Source organism: Mycobacterium sp. 141 (genome assembly GCF_000382405.1).
Lineage (GTDB): Bacteria > Actinomycetota > Actinomycetes > Mycobacteriales > Mycobacteriaceae > Mycobacterium.
Genome location: NZ_KB908258.1, coordinates 1 through 16,620, shown reverse-complemented (window position 1 = coordinate 16,620; position 16,620 = coordinate 1). Strand labels below are relative to the sequence as shown.

Annotated in this window: 13 protein-coding genes and 1 pseudogene; 9 read left to right on the top strand and 5 right to left on the bottom strand. The window is 65.6% G+C overall.

The features are described 5' to 3' along the window. The first annotated feature begins 51 nt into the window (after window positions 1-51). The 5 genes from H276_RS0107330 to H276_RS0107310 all read left to right on the top strand — a co-directional run bounded on the left by H276_RS0107330 (window position 52) and on the right by H276_RS0107310 (window position 8,461). The gene (locus H276_RS0107330) at window positions 52-546 is read left to right on the top strand and encodes a single-stranded DNA-binding protein (RefSeq protein WP_026356689.1); all 495 of its coding nucleotides are present in this window, start codon (window positions 52-54) and stop codon (window positions 544-546) included. Between the two features lie 170 nt (window positions 547-716). Beyond that, window positions 717-2,390, top strand: coding sequence for an energy-dependent translational throttle protein EttA (gene ettA / locus H276_RS0107325; RefSeq protein ID WP_019970652.1), 1,674 nt, complete (start codon window positions 717-719; stop codon window positions 2,388-2,390). A gap of 178 nt (window positions 2,391-2,568) precedes the next feature. Continuing rightward, a complete protein-coding gene (locus tag H276_RS0107320; protein ID WP_019970651.1) occupies window positions 2,569-7,344 on the top strand; it encodes an NAD-glutamate dehydrogenase in 4,776 nt (1,591 codons plus the stop codon). Next, window positions 7,341-7,787, top strand: a complete 447-nt coding sequence (locus H276_RS0107315; protein ID WP_155942995.1) for a thioesterase family protein — start codon at window positions 7,341-7,343, stop codon at window positions 7,785-7,787. Before H276_RS0107320 ends, H276_RS0107315 begins: the two co-directional genes overlap by 4 nt. After that, window positions 7,784-8,461: a hypothetical protein gene (locus H276_RS0107310; RefSeq protein ID WP_019970649.1), complete on the top strand. Its 678-nt coding sequence runs from the start codon at window positions 7,784-7,786 to the stop codon at window positions 8,459-8,461. Before H276_RS0107315 ends, H276_RS0107310 begins: the two co-directional genes overlap by 4 nt. 75 nt (window positions 8,462-8,536) lie before the next feature. On the opposite strand, the gene H276_RS0107305 is transcribed toward H276_RS0107310, so the two are convergent. Both H276_RS0107305 and H276_RS0107300 read right to left on the bottom strand, forming a co-directional pair. Beyond that, window positions 8,537-10,060, bottom strand: a complete 1,524-nt coding sequence (locus H276_RS0107305) for an alpha-amylase family glycosyl hydrolase (protein ID WP_019970648.1) — start codon at window positions 10,058-10,060, stop codon at window positions 8,537-8,539. Next, window positions 10,060-10,464 (bottom strand): globin, encoded by a 405-nt coding sequence (locus tag H276_RS0107300; protein ID WP_019970647.1) that lies wholly within the window; start codon window positions 10,462-10,464, stop codon window positions 10,060-10,062. Before H276_RS0107300 ends, H276_RS0107305 begins: the two co-directional genes overlap by 1 nt. A gap of 212 nt (window positions 10,465-10,676) precedes the next feature. Here H276_RS0107300 and H276_RS0107295 point away from each other — a divergent pair, with 212 nt between their 5' ends. The 3 genes from H276_RS0107295 to H276_RS0107285 are packed head-to-tail and all read left to right on the top strand — an operon-like array spanning window position 10,677 to window position 12,079. Further along, complete coding sequence (locus H276_RS0107295; RefSeq protein ID WP_019970646.1) at window positions 10,677-11,321, top strand: HNH endonuclease; 645 nt, start codon at window positions 10,677-10,679, stop codon at window positions 11,319-11,321. Between the two features lie 52 nt (window positions 11,322-11,373). Further along, window positions 11,374-11,607: a hypothetical protein gene (locus H276_RS0107290; protein WP_019970645.1), complete on the top strand. Its 234-nt coding sequence runs from the start codon at window positions 11,374-11,376 to the stop codon at window positions 11,605-11,607. Then, a complete protein-coding gene (locus H276_RS0107285) occupies window positions 11,594-12,079 on the top strand; it encodes a DUF5130 domain-containing protein (RefSeq protein ID WP_019970644.1) in 486 nt (161 codons plus the stop codon). The genes H276_RS0107290 and H276_RS0107285 overlap by 14 nt, the downstream gene beginning before the upstream one ends. Window positions 12,080-12,313: 234 nt before the next feature. On the opposite strand, the gene pepN is transcribed toward H276_RS0107285, so the two are convergent. Together pepN and H276_RS0107275 are read right to left on the bottom strand one after the other, a co-directional pair. Next, window positions 12,314-14,899: an aminopeptidase N gene (pepN, locus tag H276_RS0107280; protein ID WP_019970643.1), complete on the bottom strand. Its 2,586-nt coding sequence runs from the start codon at window positions 14,897-14,899 to the stop codon at window positions 12,314-12,316. A gap of 38 nt (window positions 14,900-14,937) precedes the next feature. Then, a complete protein-coding gene (locus H276_RS0107275; protein ID WP_019970642.1) occupies window positions 14,938-15,354 on the bottom strand; it encodes a DUF732 domain-containing protein in 417 nt (138 codons plus the stop codon). 257 nt (window positions 15,355-15,611) lie between these two features. On the opposite strand from H276_RS0107275, the gene H276_RS0107265 reads away from it, so the two are divergent. Then, on the top strand, window positions 15,612-16,220 hold the full coding sequence (locus H276_RS0107265) for a DsbA family protein (RefSeq protein ID WP_019970640.1): 609 nt from the start codon (window positions 15,612-15,614) through the stop codon (window positions 16,218-16,220). Between the two features lie 255 nt (window positions 16,221-16,475). On the opposite strand, the pseudogene H276_RS24540 reads toward H276_RS0107265, so the two are convergent. Further along, window positions 16,476-16,620: pseudogene (locus tag H276_RS24540) on the bottom strand (IS1380 family transposase); the annotation flags it as partial.

Sequence of the window (16,620 nt, the reverse complement as noted above, 5' to 3'; positions counted from 1 at the left end):
ATCGCGGCTTTCCGGCCCGGCGCCCACATCACCAGCGAAAGGGAATCAGCCATGTTCGAGACACCGTTCACCGTGGTCGGCAACATCGTCACCCATCCGGTCCGGCTCCGGTTCGGAGACCAGGAGCTGTTCAAGTTCCGGGTCGCGAGCAACTCCCGCCGGCGGAGCGCCAGTGGAACCTGGGAGCCCGGAAACTCGTTGTACGTGACGGTCAACTGCTGGGGAAACCTGGCTCGCGGCGTCAGCGCCTCGCTCGGCCGGGGTGACGCCGTGGTTGTCGTCGGGCATCTCTATACCAGCGAGTACGAGGATAAAGACGGTGTGCGGCGGTCATCGGTCGAGGTCCGGGCGACCGCCGTCGGGCCCGACCTGTCACGGTGCATCGCCAAGGTCGAGTTGCTGCCCAAGCCGGGCGGTGCCGGTACCGCACCCAACACGGACCAGTCGGCGGCGTTGGACGACGAGCGTTCCGACACCGCCGACGACGAAGGCGATGAGCAAGGGGTAGCGGTGCTGGATCCCGGGGTGCTGCCACTGTCGGCTTGACGTCACTCGGTCACGCCTAGGATGGGCCGCGAGTGACAGGACTTGTGCTTCCCCCGCGCGGGCCTCGTCAGGTGCTTGTGCTCCTCGCGCAAGCGCTCGTCAGGTGCTTGTGCTCCTCGCGCAAGCGCTCGTCAGAAAGACTGGACAGCTTCAGAAAGGCACATCACGGCATGGCCGAATTCATCTACACGATGCGGAAGGTCCGCAAGGCGCACGGCGACAAGGTCATCCTCGACGACGTCACGCTGAACTTCCTTCCGGGCGCGAAGATCGGCGTTGTCGGCCCCAACGGGGCCGGCAAGTCGAGCGTGTTGCGGATCATGGCCGGGCTCGACCACGCGAACAACGGCGACGCGATGTTGGCCCCCGGGGCCACCGTCGGCATCCTGATGCAAGAGCCGCAGCTCGACGAAACCAAGACCGTGCGCGAGAACGTCGAAGACGGTGTGGCCATCAAGGCCAAGCTCAACCGGTACAACGAGGTGGCCGAGCTCATGGCCACCGATTACACCGATGAGCTCATGGAAGAGATGGGCCATCTGCAGGAGGAGCTGGACGCCGCCGACGCCTGGGACATCGACTCCCAGCTTGAGCAGGCCATGGATGCCCTGCGCTGCCCGCCGCCCGACGAGCCGGTTACCCACCTGTCCGGCGGCGAGCGTCGCCGCGTCGCCCTGTGCAAGCTGCTGCTGTCCAAGCCGGACCTGCTGCTGCTCGACGAGCCCACCAACCACCTCGACGCCGAGAGCGTGCTGTGGCTGGAGCAGCACCTGGCCGCGTACAAGGGCGCGATCCTGGCTGTCACCCACGACCGGTACTTCCTGGACAACGTTGCCGAGTGGATCCTCGAACTCGACCGGGGCCGCGCCTACCCGTACGAGGGCAACTACTCGACCTACCTGGAGAAGAAGGCCGAGCGGCTCGAGGTCCAAGGCAAGAAGGACCAGAAGCTGCAGAAGCGGCTCAAGGACGAACTGGCCTGGGTTCGCTCGGGCGCCAAGGCGCGGCAGGCCAAGAACAAGGCACGTCTCGGCCGGTACGAGGAGATGGTCGCCGAAGCCGAGAAGTCGCGGAAGCTCGACTTCGAGGAGATCCAGATCCCGACGCCACCACGGCTGGGCAATGTGGTGGTGGAGGTCGAGCACCTGGATAAGGGCTTCGACGGTCGGCAGCTGATCAAGGATTTGTCGTTCAGCCTGCCGCGTAACGGCATCGTCGGCGTCATCGGGCCCAACGGCGTCGGTAAGACCACACTGTTCAAGACGATCGTCGGTCTGGAAGAACCGGACAGCGGCACGGTCAAGGTCGGCGACACGGTCAAGCTGTCCTACGTCGACCAGAGCCGTGCGGGTATCGACCCGAAGAAGACGGTGTGGGAAGTCGTCTCCGACAAACTCGACTACATCGAGGTCGGCCAGAACGAGATTCCGTCCCGGGCTTATGTGTCTGCGTTCGGCTTCAAGGGGCCCGATCAGCAAAAGCCGGCCGGTGTGCTCTCGGGTGGAGAGCGCAACCGGCTGAATCTCGCGCTGACCCTCAAGGAGGGTGGCAACCTGATCCTGCTCGACGAGCCCACCAACGACCTCGATGTGGAAACCCTGTCGTCGCTGGAGAATGCGCTGGAGAACTTCCCCGGCTGCGCGGTGGTCATCTCTCACGACAGGTGGTTCCTCGACCGCACCTGCACCCACATCCTCGCGTGGGAAGGCGACGTCGACAATGATGCCAAATGGTTCTGGTTCGAGGGTAACTTCGGTGCCTACGAGGAGAACAAGATCGAGCGTCTGGGCGCCGAGGCGGCGCGCCCACACCGGGTGACACACCGACGCCTCACCCGTGACTGACCGCTACGCGCAAGACTTGGCGGGCATCAGGCCCAACGAGTCGGGCTACGACTAAGGTCGCTCCTACGCACCAGCGCCGGTGCGTGGGCGTGAGTCAGGAGTGTTCGGTATGACGGCACCACAATCTCAGGGGCAACACGAAAGCGGTGTCTCAGGAGGTCTGGAGCCAACGCCCGACATGACCCAACGGCTTGCCGCTGTGTTCCTGTCCACCTATCGGGGACCGCAGGTCGACGCGCCGGGCGCGATCACGACCGGTCCGATCGCTGTGGCCGCGCCCGAACAGCCCGTCTCGGATGGCGCTGTGGCGGCCCACTACCGGTTGGGCGCTCGGCGCACCGCCGGCGAGACCAATGTCGCGGTGTACCCCGGTGACGCCGAGACCGGACCCGCACTGCAGATCGTCACCGATCAGGCCCCGATGCTGGTCGATTCGGTGACGGTGCTGCTGCACCGGCTCGGCATCGCCTACAGCGCCATGATGAACCCGGTGTTCCGGGTCCGCCGCGACGTCGAAGGGAAGCTGCTGGATATCCGGCCGGTGGCTGACGCGGCGCCGGGAGAAGGCATCGACGAGTGCTGGATTCTCGTCCCAGTGACCGGTGCGGCCGACGGCGGCGCCCTCACCGAGGCGACTCGGCTGATACCCGGCATCCTTGCCGACGCGCGCCAGATCGGATTGGACACCGGGGCGATGGCCGCAGCCCTGCACGGACTGGCCAACGATCTGGCCACCGACGTCGAAGGGCATTTTCCCAGCGCCGACCGCAAGGACGTGGCGGCACTGCTGCGCTGGCTGGCCGACGGGCACTTCGTGCTACTGGGTTACCAGCAGTGCGCGGTGGGCGACGGACAGGCCGTGGTCGATCCGTCGAGCCGGCTCGGAATGCTGCGGTTGCGCCTCGATGTGCTGCCGCCGCTGACCAGTCCCGACGATCTGCTGGTGCTGGCCCAGGCGACGATCCCGAGCTATCTGCGCTACGGTGCCTACCCATATCTCGTCGCGGTCCGCGAAAACGGCGGCCCCTCCGGTGCGATCGAGCACCGCTTCGTCGGTCTGTTCACCATCGCGGCGATGAACGCCAATGTGCTGGAGATCCCGCTGATCGCGCGACGCGCGGAGGAAGCGCTGGCGATGGCGCAGCGCGACCCGAGCCACCCCGGGCAGCTGCTCCGGGACATCATCCAGACCATTCCGCGGCCGGAGCTGTTCGCGCTCAGTTCCAAAGAGCTGCTCGAAATGGCCATGGCGGTGGTGGATCTGGGCTCGCGACGGCGGACCCTGCTGTTCCTGCGTGCCGATCAGCTCGCGCATTTCGTGTCGTGCCTGGTGTATCTGCCGCGTGATCGTTACACCACCGCGGTGCGCCTGGAGATGCAGAACATCCTGGTTCGCGAACTCGGCGGGGTGGGCATCGACTACTCCGCCCGGATCAGTGAATCTCCTTGGGCTGTAGTGCATTTCACCGTGCGGCTGCCCGGCGGTACCCGTGCGCACACCGTGGACACCTCGTTGGAGAACGAATCCCGGATCCAGGATCTGCTGACCGAGGCCACCCGCAGCTGGGGCGACCGGCTGATCGGCGCGGCCAAGGGCCTCAACCCGGCCGCTGTCGAGCACTACGCCACCGCCTTCCCGGAGGATTACAGGCAGGCGTTCGCACCGGCCGATGCCACCGGTGACATCGCGATCATCGAACAGCTGCAAGACAATTCGGTTAAGCTGGTGTTCACCGAGGGCGCCGGCCGCGTTGCGCAGCTCACCTGGTATCTCGGTGGGCATTCGGCATCGCTGAGCGAGTTGCTGCCGATGCTGCAGTCGATGGGCGTCGTGGTGCTTGAGGAACGGCCATACACCGTCACCCGACCGGACGGTCTGCCGGTCTGGATCTACCAGTTCAAGGTCTCGCGACAGCGCAATATGCCCGATGCGCACGATGCCGCCGCTCAGGCTGCCACTGCGCAGCGGTTCGCCGATGCCGTGACCGCGATCTGGCAGGGGCAAGCCGAGATCGACCGATTCAACGAGCTGGTGCTGCGCGCCGGGCTGACCTGGCAGCAGGTGGTGATCCTGCGGGCGTACGCGAAATACCTGCGCCAGGCCGGATTCCCGTACAGCCAGAACCACATCGAGTCGGTGCTCAACGACAATCCGCACACGGCGCGCTCGCTGGTCGAGCTGTTTGAAGCGCTGTTCGACCCGGCTGTCGACACGGTGCCCGCGCGCGACGCGCAAAGCGCGGCCGCGGCGGTGGCAGAGGATATCGATGCTCTGGTCAGCCTCGATACCGACCGGGTGCTGCGGGCGTTCGCGGGCCTGATCCAGGCCACCCTGCGAACTAATTACTTTGTGCGAGAGTCGGATTCGGCACGTCAGCGTGGTGTGCTGGCGATGAAGTTGAACCCTGGGATGATCGACGAATTACCGTTGCCTCGGCCGAAGTTCGAGATCTTCGTGTACTCGCCACGGGTTGAGGGCGTGCATCTGCGGTTCGGGTTCGTCGCCCGCGGGGGGCTGCGCTGGTCGGATCGCCGGGAGGACTTCCGGACCGAGATCCTCGGCTTGGTCAAGGCGCAGGCAGTCAAGAACGCCGTCATCGTCCCGGTTGGCGCCAAAGGTGGGTTCGTCGTCAAACATCCGCCGGAACCCACCGGCGACGCCGCAGTCGACCGCGACGCGACCCGCGCCGAAGGCATTGCCTGCTACCAGCTCTTCATCTCTGGTCTGCTCGACGTCACCGACAATGTAGATAAGGCAACCGGGGCCGTCGTGACCCCGCCGGACGTGGTGCGCCGCGACGGTGAGGATGCCTACCTGGTGGTGGCGGCCGACAAGGGCACTGCGACGTTCTCCGACATCGCCAACGAGGTCGCCAAGTCCTACGGATTCTGGCTCGGCGACGCGTTCGCATCGGGCGGATCCATCGGCTATGACCACAAGGAAATGGGCATCACCGCCAAGGGAGCCTGGGAATCGGTCAAACGCCACTTCCGGGAGATGGGAGTCGACACCCAGACCCAGGACTTCACCGTCGTCGGTATCGGCGACATGAGCGGCGACGTGTTCGGCAACGGAATGCTGCTCTCCAAACACATTCGGTTGATCGCCGCATTCGACCACCGGCACATCTTCCTCGATCCCAATCCGGATGCCGCGGCGTCGTGGGTGGAGCGCAGCCGGATGTTCGAGCTGCCGCGGTCGAGCTGGGAGGACTACAACAAGTCGCTCATCAGCGAGGGCGGCGGCGTCTACAGCCGTGAGCAGAAATCGATCCCGATCAGCGCCGAGGTCCGTACCGCGCTGGGCATCGAGGGCGATGTCGATGAACTGACCCCGCCGGCGCTGATGAAGGCCATCCTCAAGGCCCCGGTGGATCTGCTCTGGAATGGTGGTATCGGCACCTACGTCAAGGCCGAGAGTGAGGCCGACGCCGATGTCGGTGACCGGGCCAACGATCAGATCAGGGTCTGCGGAAACCAGGTGCGGGCCAAGGTGATCGGGGAGGGTGGCAACCTCGGGGTGACGTCGTTGGGCCGCATCGAGTTCGATCTGGCCGGCGGCCGGATCAACACCGATGCGCTGGACAACTCCGCCGGTGTCGACTGCTCCGACCACGAAGTCAACATCAAGATCCTCATCGACTCGTTGGTCACCGCGGGCAGAATCGAGCCCAGTCAACGCACGGATCTGCTGTTGTCGATGACCGACGAGGTCGGCGAGTTGGTGCTCACCGACAACCGCGACCAGAACGATCTGATGGGCACCAGCCGCGCCAACGCCGCGAGCATGCTGTCGGTGCACGCCCGCATGATCAAGGACTTCGTCACCGACCGCGGACTCAATCGCGAGTTGGAGGCGCTGCCGTCGGAGAAGGAGATCCGGCGCCGCACCGAAGCTGGACTCGGCCTCACCTCACCGGAATTGGCCACGCTGATGGCCCATGTGAAGCTGGCCCTCAAAGAGGATGTGCTCGCCAGCGATCTGCCCGATCAGGAGGTGTTCGCCTCCCGCCTGCCGTACTACTTCCCGGCCAGGTTGCGCGACGAGTTCCATACCGAGATCCGGTCGCACCAGCTGCGCCGGGAGATCATCACCACCATGCTGGTCAACGATCTTGTCGACACCAGCGGCATCAGCTATGCCTACCGCATCACCGAGGACCTGGGCGTCGGTCCGGTGGACGCTGCCCGCAGCTATGTGGCCACCAGCGCGATCTTCCGGATCGGCGACGTGTGGCGGCAGATTCGTGTGGCAGGTGAGCAGGGCGTGTCAGTTGCGATCACCGATCGGATGACGCTGGATCTGCGCCGACTGGTCGACCGGGCGGGCAGATGGCTGCTCAACTACCGGCCGCAGCCGCTGGCCGTGGGCGCCGAGATCAACCGGTTCGCTGACAAGGTCGCGAAGCTGACCCCGCGGATGGGCGAGTGGCTGCGGGGCGCCGACAAAGCAATCGTCAGCCAGGAGGCGGGCGAGTACGTGTCGAACGGTGTCTCGGCGGAGTTGGCGTACACGGTGGCTACCGGTCTGTATCAGTACGGCTTGCTCGATGTGATCGACATCGCTGACATCGTAGAGCGGGATCCGGTCGAGGTCGCCGACACCTACTTCGCGTTGATAGCCCACCTGGGAGTCGACGGACTGCTCACGGCGGTGTCGATGCTCGGGCGTGATGACCGGTGGCATTCGTTGGCGCGGTTGGCCATTCGCGATGACATCTACGGATCACTGCGGGCTTTGTGCTTCGATGTCATGGCGGTCGGCGAGCCGCATGAGAATGGTGAGCAGAAGATCGCCGAATGGGAGTTGACCAACAGCTCCCGAGTTACCCGCGCCCGTCGGACGCTGGCCGAGATCTATCAGGGTGAACTGCAGGACCTGGCGACGCTATCGGTGGCGGCACGTCAAATCCGTAGCATGACGCGAACGAGTGGGACGGGGGCAGCCGGGTGAGGCACCGACGAGCGCCTGCGCAAGGAGACGACAGCGCAGGGTTCACGACGCCGGTGCACGTGCGCTGGTCGGACATCGACATGTACCAGCACATCAATCACGCCACCATGGTGACGATCCTCGAAGAGGCCCGAATCCCGTTCCTACGCGAGCCGTTCGGTGCCCAGATCACCACGATCGGTTTGCTGATCGCCGAGGTGAACATCGTTTACAAGGGACAGTTGCGGTTGGTGGATTCACCGCTGCAGGTAACGATGTGGTCCAAGCGCGTGCGTGCGGTGGATTTCACCATCGGCTATGAGGTACGGCCGGTCAACGCCGATCCCGACTGCAGGCCGTCGGTGATCGCCGAGACGCAATTGGCTGCCGTTCACATTGAAGAGCAACGGCTGCAACGGCTTTCAGTCGAGCAACGGGCGTATCTGGAGCACTATCTGCGATGACCGGCTCGGAGCGCGGCCTGTGGGTCGACGACCCGCAGCAGCGGCAAGACCTTGCGACGTTCATCGACCGGGCGCTCCGGCTCGACGATGCGGCGGTGGTGCGGTTGCGGTCCCGCGGGCGTAGCGAGGGGGAAACCGATACCGGTCAGGTCGTGGCTTGGGTCACAACCGGATTCGACGTTCTGGCCTGCCGGGTGTTCTCCGGGTGGGTACGTCCGGGCGACCTCTCCGCGGGGGCCGATGCGCTGAGCGCAGGCCTGTCGATGTCGCACACTGGCTACGTCGACACCGGTCTGCCGATGGACTCGGCGTGGCGTGGCGGACTGCCACCCGAGGCCGGGTTCGTCCATGTCGACGACGTCCCGGCGCGGGTGATGCTCGATCTGGTGCAGCAGGGCACCGCACTGGCTCGTGAGCACAGTGGTGCGCACGGTCCGCCGCCGTCGCTGCTGGATCAAGATGTCCTGGTCGTCAGCGCCGACGAGTTGACCGTCGGCATCCCGATGCGGTGCGTATTCGCTTTGACGGCAATGGGTTTCCTGCCATCGTCGGGAGAAGTGCCGAGCGCCGAGGAGATCGTACGGGTGCGCGCACACGCCGCGTGGTTGCGCATCGATGCTCGGTTCGGCTCGGTGTACCGTCGGCGTGGAGCCCCGGCGCTAGTCCTGGGCTGACTTCCTCTCGCGAGCAGACGTGTGGGTACCGAAAACGCGGCGTGTCGCGAACTCTCGTGTCTGTTCGTGTGGAAACTAGACCAGCCAGACGGCGGTATCGGGAGGCAGTGCGCCGTCGACGAGGGGGCCGCTGGTCAACAGCACCTCGCCGGCCGGTAGCGGTAGGGGAGCGGCGCCGACGTTGAGCGCACAAATCAGCCCGCCGGGCCGCCGGAAAGTCAGCTCGTCGAGCCAGTCGATCCGGTTCCCGCTGAATTCACTTCGGCTGCCCCGCAACTGAATTGCCTGCCGGTAGAACGCCAACGTCGAATCTGGATCGTCTTCCTGGCGGGCGACTGTCAGCGCGGCCCAATCGGCGGGCATCGGCAACCACGTGTCGGGATTGGCGGAGAAGCCGAACGGCGGCCCGGCGCCTGACCACGGCATCGGCACACGACAGCCGTCGCGTCCGCGTTCAGTGTGCCCGGAGCGTTCCCATACCGGGTCCTGCAGCACGGTATCGGGCAGGTCGACGTTGGGTAGGCCGAGTTCCTCGCCGTTGTAGACGAACGCAGCGCCCGGCAGGGCCAGCATCACCAGGGCCATCGCGCGGGCCCGGGCCACTCCGCGGGCGCCACCGCCGTAGCGGGTGACCTCGCGCTCGACATCGTGGTTGGACAGGGTCCAGGTCGGGGTCGCGCCGGCCAGCGCAGCGGCGGCCAGGGCATTGTCGATCGCGTCGCGGATCTCGTCGGCGTCGTAATCCGCTTGCACCAGGCGGAAATTGAAGCCGAGGTGCAGTTCGTCGGGGCGCAGATACTTCGCAAACCGCTCATTGCCCCGCACCCACACCTCCCCGACGGCCACTGCATCGGGATAGTCGTCGAACACGGTGCGGATGAACCGGTGGATGCCGTGTACACCTTCGTTGTCGAACCGCGGATCGTCGTCTTTGTTGCGCAGCAGTGCGGTGTCGGTGACTGTCATGTCGGGCAGGCCGGGCGGTTTGGCCATCCCGTGCGCCACGTCGATGCGGAACCCGTCGACCCCACGGTCCAGCCAGAACCGCAGCGTCTTCTCCAGATCGTCGAACACCTCGGGGTTGTCCCAGTTGAGATCGGGTTGGGCGGGGTCGAACAGGTGCAGATACCACTGACCGTCGGGTATCCGCGTCCACGCCGGACCGCCAAACACGGAGATCCAGTTGTTCGGTGCCGCCGCACCACCGGGGCCGGTGCCGTCGCGGAAGATGTAGCGGTCACGCCGGGCGGGATTGGCCAGCGCCTCGACGAACCACGGATGTGCAGAACTGGTGTGGTTGGGCACCAGATCCATGGTGATCCGGATACCGCGCGCGTGGGCAGCATCCAGCAGCCGGTCGAGCGCGTCGATCCCACCGAACAGTGGGTCCACGTCGCGGGGGTCGGCGACGTCGTAACCGTGGTCGGCCATCGGCGAGAGCATCACCGGGTTGAGCCACAGCGCGTTGACGCCGAGCGTCGTCAGATAGTCGAGCCCGGCGATCACCCCGTCCAGATCGCCGACGCCGTCACCACCGCTGTCCCGGAACGAGCGCGGGTAGACCTGGTAGAAGACCGCGCGTTCCCACCACGGCGCCATCAGAACGCCGAGTTGACCATCGCGTCTGCGGCCATGTTCAGATACTCCAGCAACGCGTTGCGATGGCGGTCATCCAGCGTCGCAGAGTCGATCGAGGCCACCGCGGTGTGCATGCACCGCAGCCAGGCGTCGCGTTCGAGCAAGCCGATCCGGAACCGTGCGTGCCGCATCCGTAGGCGCGGGTGGCCGCGCAGGTCTGAATACGTGCCCGGCCCACCCCAGTACTGCTCGAGGAACATTCGCAGTCGTTCCTCGGCGCCGTCGATGTCGTCCTCGGGGTACATCGGCAGCAGGATCTCGTCCTCGCGTACCAGCTGATAGAACCGCGACACGATGGTGTGGAAGGTGTCGTGGCCGCCGACCTCGTCGTAGAAGGTTCGTTGCGCCTGCGTCACGCCCTCCATTGTGCAGATCCAGCGCCACGAACCGCCGGCGGCCCGACAAACTCAAGGTCACGCTCCGCCCGCAGCCGTGCGGGCGGCCCGCTGACAACCGACTGCGCTTAGCTCGCCTGACCGCGTCGTCACGCGCCGTTCACCGGTTCGACCGGTGAACTCACTCAAATTTATCGTGCTATTGCACCCGATCCGTGGTGAACTGTGTGCTCGGAGGCTCCATGGCGCACAGCAAAAAAAGCCATACACGACGGACCGGTCACGTATCCGGCCCATCGGGACCCCACGCGCCGAACCGCTCCCTGCACAGCGTCGAGACGCTGGCGACCGCGATTCCGGATGCCTCGGTCTGGGGACGCCGCCGGGTGCTGCTGCTCAACTCGACCTACGAACCGCTGACGGCGCTGCCGCTGCGCCGGGCGGTGGTCATGCTCATATGCGGGAAGGCTGACGTCGTGCACGCCGACCCCTCGGGTCCCGTGATCCATTCGGCGACCCGCATCATCGCCGCACCGTCGGTGATCCGGCTGCGCACATTCGTGCGGGTGCCGTACCGGGCCCGGATCCCGATGACCCGCGCCGCGCTGATGCACCGTGACCGCTTCCGCTGCGCTTATTGCGGGGGCCGGGCTGACACCGTCGACCACGTGGTGCCCCGTAGCCGGGGTGGCGAGCACTCGTGGGAGAACTGCGTGGCCGCCTGTGCGGCATGCAATCACCGCAAGGCCGACAAGCTGCTGGCCGAGCTGGGCTGGACGCTGCGCGCTGTGCCGATGCCTCCGAAAGGCCAGCATTGGCGGTTGTTGTCGACCATCAAGGAGCTCGACCCGGCGTGGGTCCGCTACCTGGGCGAGGGCGCGGCATAGTGGAGTGCCCACAGTTCCCACGCCGAGCGGGCGCGGCTGATACGGTTTGCGCGTGAGCACAGCACTTACCCATTCCCTCCTCGGAGGGGTTCCGCTGTTGTTGTTCGTGATCCTGGCGCTGATCTTCCTGACCCGCAAGGGACCGCACCCGGCCACCTACAGGATGTCGGATAGGTGGACGCACGAGCCGATCTTGTGGGCGTCGGAAGAGCCGAGCGACCACGGGCACGGCGGTCACGATTCGCATGGAGTCACCATCGGAGGAGGCGCAAGTGGCAAGTGGTAGCCAAACAGGTGCAGTCGCGACTGTCGCGCCCGGTGAGCTCGACCTGCCTTACGGCTACGCGATCACGTCCAGCGGACGGATCTCTGGTGTCACCGAACCCGGCGAGCTCTCGGTGCACTACCCGTTCCCGACGATGGACCTCGTCGTACTCGACGACGCCCTGAAGTACGGGTCGCGGGCGGCCAAGGCTCGGTTTGCGGTTTACATCGGCGGACTCGGTTCCGACACTGCGGCCACGGCCCGCGAGATCCTCGCCAAGGTCCCGACGCCGGACAACGCAGTGCTGCTGGCGGTGTCGCCCGACCAGCATGCGATCGAGGTGGTCTACGGCGCCGACGTGAAGGGCCGGGGCATCGAGGCGGCCGCACCCCTGGGTATCTCCGCAGCCGCTGCCTCGTTCAAGGAAGGCAACCTGATCGACGGGCTGATCAGCGCTGTGCGCGTGCTGTCGGCCGGCGTTTCCCCCGCCTGACCTTTTCCACCGCGAACGTGCGGGTCTGCTGCCCGACGCGCCGTTGAGTAGCAGCATTGCGCGCACGCTCGTGCGTGAAGTCCCGGTATCGAGACCATAGTTTCGATACCGGGACTTCTGCGTTGTAGGGCAGTGTGTAGGGCGTTATCCGGCAGCCCAACACCGCGAGCGTGCGGAGACTGTCGGCCAGTGACGGTGTGTCGGCCGGCAGACCCGCACGCTCGCGGTGACTAGTTAGGCGCCGTCGAAAGCGCGGGCGCGCAGTGAGCGCTCCACGCCGGCGCGGCCTTCCAACACCAGACGACGCAGCGCGGGCGGCACCTCCGGGTCGGACAGGAACGTGTCCGCTGCGTCCAACCCGTTCTGGCTGATGTCCCAGGACGGGTACAGGCCGACGACCACGGTCTGGGCGACCTCGCTCGACCGGCGCTCCCATATCCCGGAAATCGCCGCGAAGTAGCGCGTGGTGAATGGCGTGAGCAGTTCGGCCTGGCCCGGTTGAACGAAACCGCCGACGATCGCGCGGGTGGTGATGTTGGGCAGGGTGTCGTTCTCGATCACGTCCTCCCAGGCGGTGGTCTTCACGACGTCCTGCGGGCGGGCGGCCGACGCGGCGGCGGCCTGACGCTTGCCTGCGGCCGTCGGGTCGCGTTGGGCCTCGGCGTCGATGAAGGGCGTCTCGGATCCCTCGGCGTCGATCTGTCCGGAGCGTGCCAGCGCCGTGATGATTCGCCAGCGCAGATCGGTGTCGATCTGCAAACCGGCCAGTCCGAGCGATGCGGGATCTTTGTCGAGCAGATCGGCCAGCAGCACAGTCTGCTGGGTGGAGAGCACCGACGTGCACAGGGCGTTGACGTAGGCCAACTGATGGTCGGATCCTGGCTCGGCGCCGCGGGCCAGTTCCAGCAATCGTTCGGCGAATGCGGGCCAGCCCTCGGCCGTCGCCCATTCCGGATCGGCATAGGAGCCCAGGGCGGTCTGCGCCTGCACCAGGAGTCGCTGCGCCACACCGACCTCGGTTTCGGCATGGACGCCGCCGGACACCAGGGCCACGAAATCGCGAGCCTTCATCTCAGCCTCACGGGTCATCTCCCAGGCCGCCGACCAGGCCAGCGTCCGGGGGAGCGGCTCGGCGATGTCGGCGATGCGGGTCAGCACCGTGGCGAGCGATTCCGGATCCAGCCGCAGCGAGCAGTAGGTCAGGTCGTCGTCATTGACCAGGATCAGCTTGCCGCGCGAAATCCCGACCAGCTCGGGGACTTCTGTAACCGGACCGGCGATGTCGAGTTCGACGCGGTGCACGCGGGTCAGCCTGCCGGAGCCGCTGTCGTCGTAGATGCCGATAGCCAGGCGGTGCACGCGCGTCTCACCGGCTCCTGGGGCGGCGCCCGACTGGGTGACGGCGAACCGGGTGAACGCACCGTCCGCGTCGACGTCGAAATCGGCACGCAGCGTGTTCAAACCCGTTGTCCGCAGCCACTGCCGCCCCCAGCCCGACAGGTCACGCCCCGAGGACTTCTCCAGCGCACCGAGCAGATCCTCGAAGGTGGCATTGGAGAACGCGTGGTCGCGGAAGTAGTCCCGCAGGCCGGCCAGGAACTGTTCCAGCCCTACGTAGGCGACCAGCTGCTTGAGCACCGATGCGCCCTTGGCGTAGGTGATGCCGTCGAAGTTGACCTCGACGGCAGCCAGGTCGGGGATGTCGGCCGCCACGGGATGCGTCGACGGCAGCTGGTCCTGCCGGTAGGCCCACGACTTCTCGACGTTGGCGAACGTCGTCCAGGCTTGCGTGTACTCCGTCGCGTCCGCCTGGCAGAGCACCGAGGCGAACGTCGCGAAAGATTCATTGAGCCACAGGTCATCCCACCACTGCATGGTGACCAGATCGCCGAACCACATGTGGGCCATCTCGTGCAGGACGGTCTCCGCGCGGCGTTCGTAGGAGGCCCGGGTGACCTTGGAGCGGAACACGTAGTCCTCGAGGAAGGTCACCGCGCCGGCGTTTTCCATGGCGCCTGCGTTGAACTCCGGAACGAACAACTGGTCGTACTTGCCGAACACGTACGGCGTGCCGAAGTTTTTGTGGTAGAAGCCGAAACCCTGCTTGGTCTGGGTGAAGAGCCGCTCGGCATCCATGAACTCGGCCAGCGACTTACGGCAGAACAGCCCGAGCGGGATCGTGCCGTGATCGTCGGAGTAGGCGTCGCGCCACACCGCGTACGGCCCGGCGATCAGTGCCACCAGATAGGTGCTCATCTTCGGAGTGGTCGCGAAGATGTGGACGGTTCCGCCTGCGGAAGGTTCGACGGAAACCGTCGCCCCGTTGGAGATCACCTCCCAGTGCGGCGGGGCGGTGACCCGGACGTCGAAGGTTGCCTTGAGGTCCGGCTGGTCGAAGCATGCGAACATCCGCTTGGCATCGGCGGTTTCGAATTGCGAGTAGAGGTACACCTCGTTGTCGACGGGGTCGACGAAGCGGTGCAAACCCTCACCGGTGTTGGAGTACAGGCAGTCCGCGTCGATGACGAGCACGTTGTGCGCGGCCAAACCCGGCAGAGCGATGCCGGTGGATTCGTCGTAGGCGGAGGTGTCGAGCGTGACGCCATTGAGCGTCGCGCTGCGAATGTCCTCGGCGGCGATGTCGATGTAGGTGTCGGCGCCGGCAAGCGCGTCGAACTCCACCGTCGTGGTGGACCGAAAGGTCCTTTCGCCGGGCCGGCCCTCACCGTCGGTGAGGTCGAGCTCGATGCGGTACTTGTCGACGGTGACCAGCGCGGCGCGCTCGACGGCCTGGTCGCGGGTGAGATTGGGAAGAGCCACCCGTCCAACCTATCGGCTGGCCGCCAGGTCGGTCCGGGCTACTGCCCCAAGCCGGGGAGGCCTGCGATCCCGCTCAGCGCGTTCAGACCGCCCAGATTGTCGTTCAGACCGCCCAGATTGTTCAGGATCGAGCCGTCACTGATCGACGACATCATCTGCGGGCAGTACATCTGGATGGCGATGCCAGTGAAGAACGACGCCATCTCAGGGGAGATGCCGTTGTTGTTGCCGCGCATCTGCGAGGCCACCGACGCGAAGTTCTTGCCTGGCTCGACGAGCATCGGGCACACCTGCTGTCCCAACTGGACGGCCGAGCCCGGGTCGTTGTAACCGATGCCGGCGTTGTTCAGGGCGTTCAAGAACGAGGAGTCGTTCGTGTCGGCCTGCGCGGGCACCGCTAGCGCGAGGCCGGCAGCGACGACGCTCACGGTCGTCAGGAAAGCACGTGCGGCCATAATTTCAGCTCCTCAGCTGTCACGCAGGGCACTTGCAGCGCCCTACTCACTTGGGAAACAGTGGTTTACCAGAGTCACAGGGACAACACGGTTCGATAAAAATCTGCACACTATGCGTTTCCTGTGCCACTTCCGTGACGTCGACATGCTTATCGCGAAGCACGGCGAGATGGTTACCCGCGTGCCGGAACATCTCGCTGTGGGCGCACAGTTGAGCTGAACGGAGTTCTGGCCCGGACCATCGAGAGGACGCATTGATGACTCAGAAGGATGTTGCAGGATTCTGGTTCGATCCGCTGTGCCCGTGGTGCTGGATCACCTCCCGCTGGATTCTCGAGGTGGAGAAGGTCCGTGACATCGACGTGCAGTTCCACGTGATGAGCCTGGCCGTCCTCAACGAAGGACGCGACCTTCCCGAGAACTACGTCGAGCTGATGAAGAAGGCCTGGGGCCCGGTCCGCGTAGCCATCGCCGCCGAACAACTCAAGGGCCCGGAGATCCTCGCCCCGCTCTACACCGCGATGGGCACCCGGATCCACAACCAGGACAACAAGGATTTCGACGCGGTCATCAAGGAGTCGCTCGAAGAAGTCGGCCTGCCCGCCGAGCTGGCGGAGGCGGCCACCACCGACAAGTACGACGAGGCACTCCGCAAGAGCCATCACGCGGGCATGGACGCCGTTGGAGAAGACGTCGGCACCCCGACCATCCATGTCAACGGCGTCGCGTTCTTCGGTCCGGTGCTCTCGAAGATCCCGCGCGGCGAAGAGGCCGGCAAGCTCTGGGATGCCTCGTTGACCTTCGCGTCGTATCCGCATTTCTGGGAGCTCAAGCGCACCCGCACCGAGCAGCCCGAGTTCGACTGACCGGGAGAGGTCGGGATCGGTGGGTCTGCGTGCCTGCAGACCCACCGATTTATTTGTAGGCGCAGCAAGTCGCCGATCGCCAACACCCGGGTGCGGGTGAGCGGCGCGTCGATGGCCGTTAGCCTCAATCCGTGGATCGACCTTGTTGAGGTGTTTCGGGGGTGATTTTGCCGGGCTTGCGGGTGTGTGCAGCCTGTAACCGCTGGTCTGTCCAGCTTTTCCTGTGTGCTCCGGTCGGGCCCTTGCGGCGGGTGGTCAGGTGGTGGTGGTCGGGGGTGGGCTGTAGCCGATGGTGTTGCGCCACAATGTGAGCCACTGCTGTGCCCACGGCCAGTGCGTTGGTAGGTGCAAGATGGGCCTGCGTTGGGGTCGGGCCAGGCGGGCCGCGATGGTGATGATG

What these genes read in the sequence shown, in the direction of transcription:
- H276_RS0107320 (WP_019970651.1), top strand. Translation starts at nt 2,569, where the DNA reads ATGACCCAACGGCTTGCCGCTGTGTTCCTGTCCACCTATCGGGGACCG.
- H276_RS0107295 (WP_019970646.1), top strand. Translation starts at nt 10,677, where the DNA reads ATGGCGCACAGCAAAAAAAGCCATACACGACGGACCGGTCACGTATCC.
- H276_RS0107305 (WP_019970648.1), bottom strand. Translation starts at nt 10,060, where the DNA reads ATGGCGCCGTGGTGGGAACGCGCGGTCTTCTACCAGGTCTACCCGCGC.
- H276_RS0107300 (WP_019970647.1), bottom strand. Translation starts at nt 10,464, where the DNA reads ATGGAGGGCGTGACGCAGGCGCAACGAACCTTCTACGACGAGGTCGGC.
- H276_RS0107275 (WP_019970642.1), bottom strand. Translation starts at nt 15,354, where the DNA reads ATGGCCGCACGTGCTTTCCTGACGACCGTGAGCGTCGTCGCTGCCGGC.
- H276_RS0107310 (WP_019970649.1), top strand. Translation starts at nt 7,784, where the DNA reads ATGACCGGCTCGGAGCGCGGCCTGTGGGTCGACGACCCGCAGCAGCGG.
- H276_RS0107330 (WP_026356689.1), top strand. Translation starts at nt 52, where the DNA reads ATGTTCGAGACACCGTTCACCGTGGTCGGCAACATCGTCACCCATCCG.
- H276_RS0107265 (WP_019970640.1), top strand. Translation starts at nt 15,612, where the DNA reads ATGACTCAGAAGGATGTTGCAGGATTCTGGTTCGATCCGCTGTGCCCG.
- ettA (WP_019970652.1), top strand. Translation starts at nt 717, where the DNA reads ATGGCCGAATTCATCTACACGATGCGGAAGGTCCGCAAGGCGCACGGC.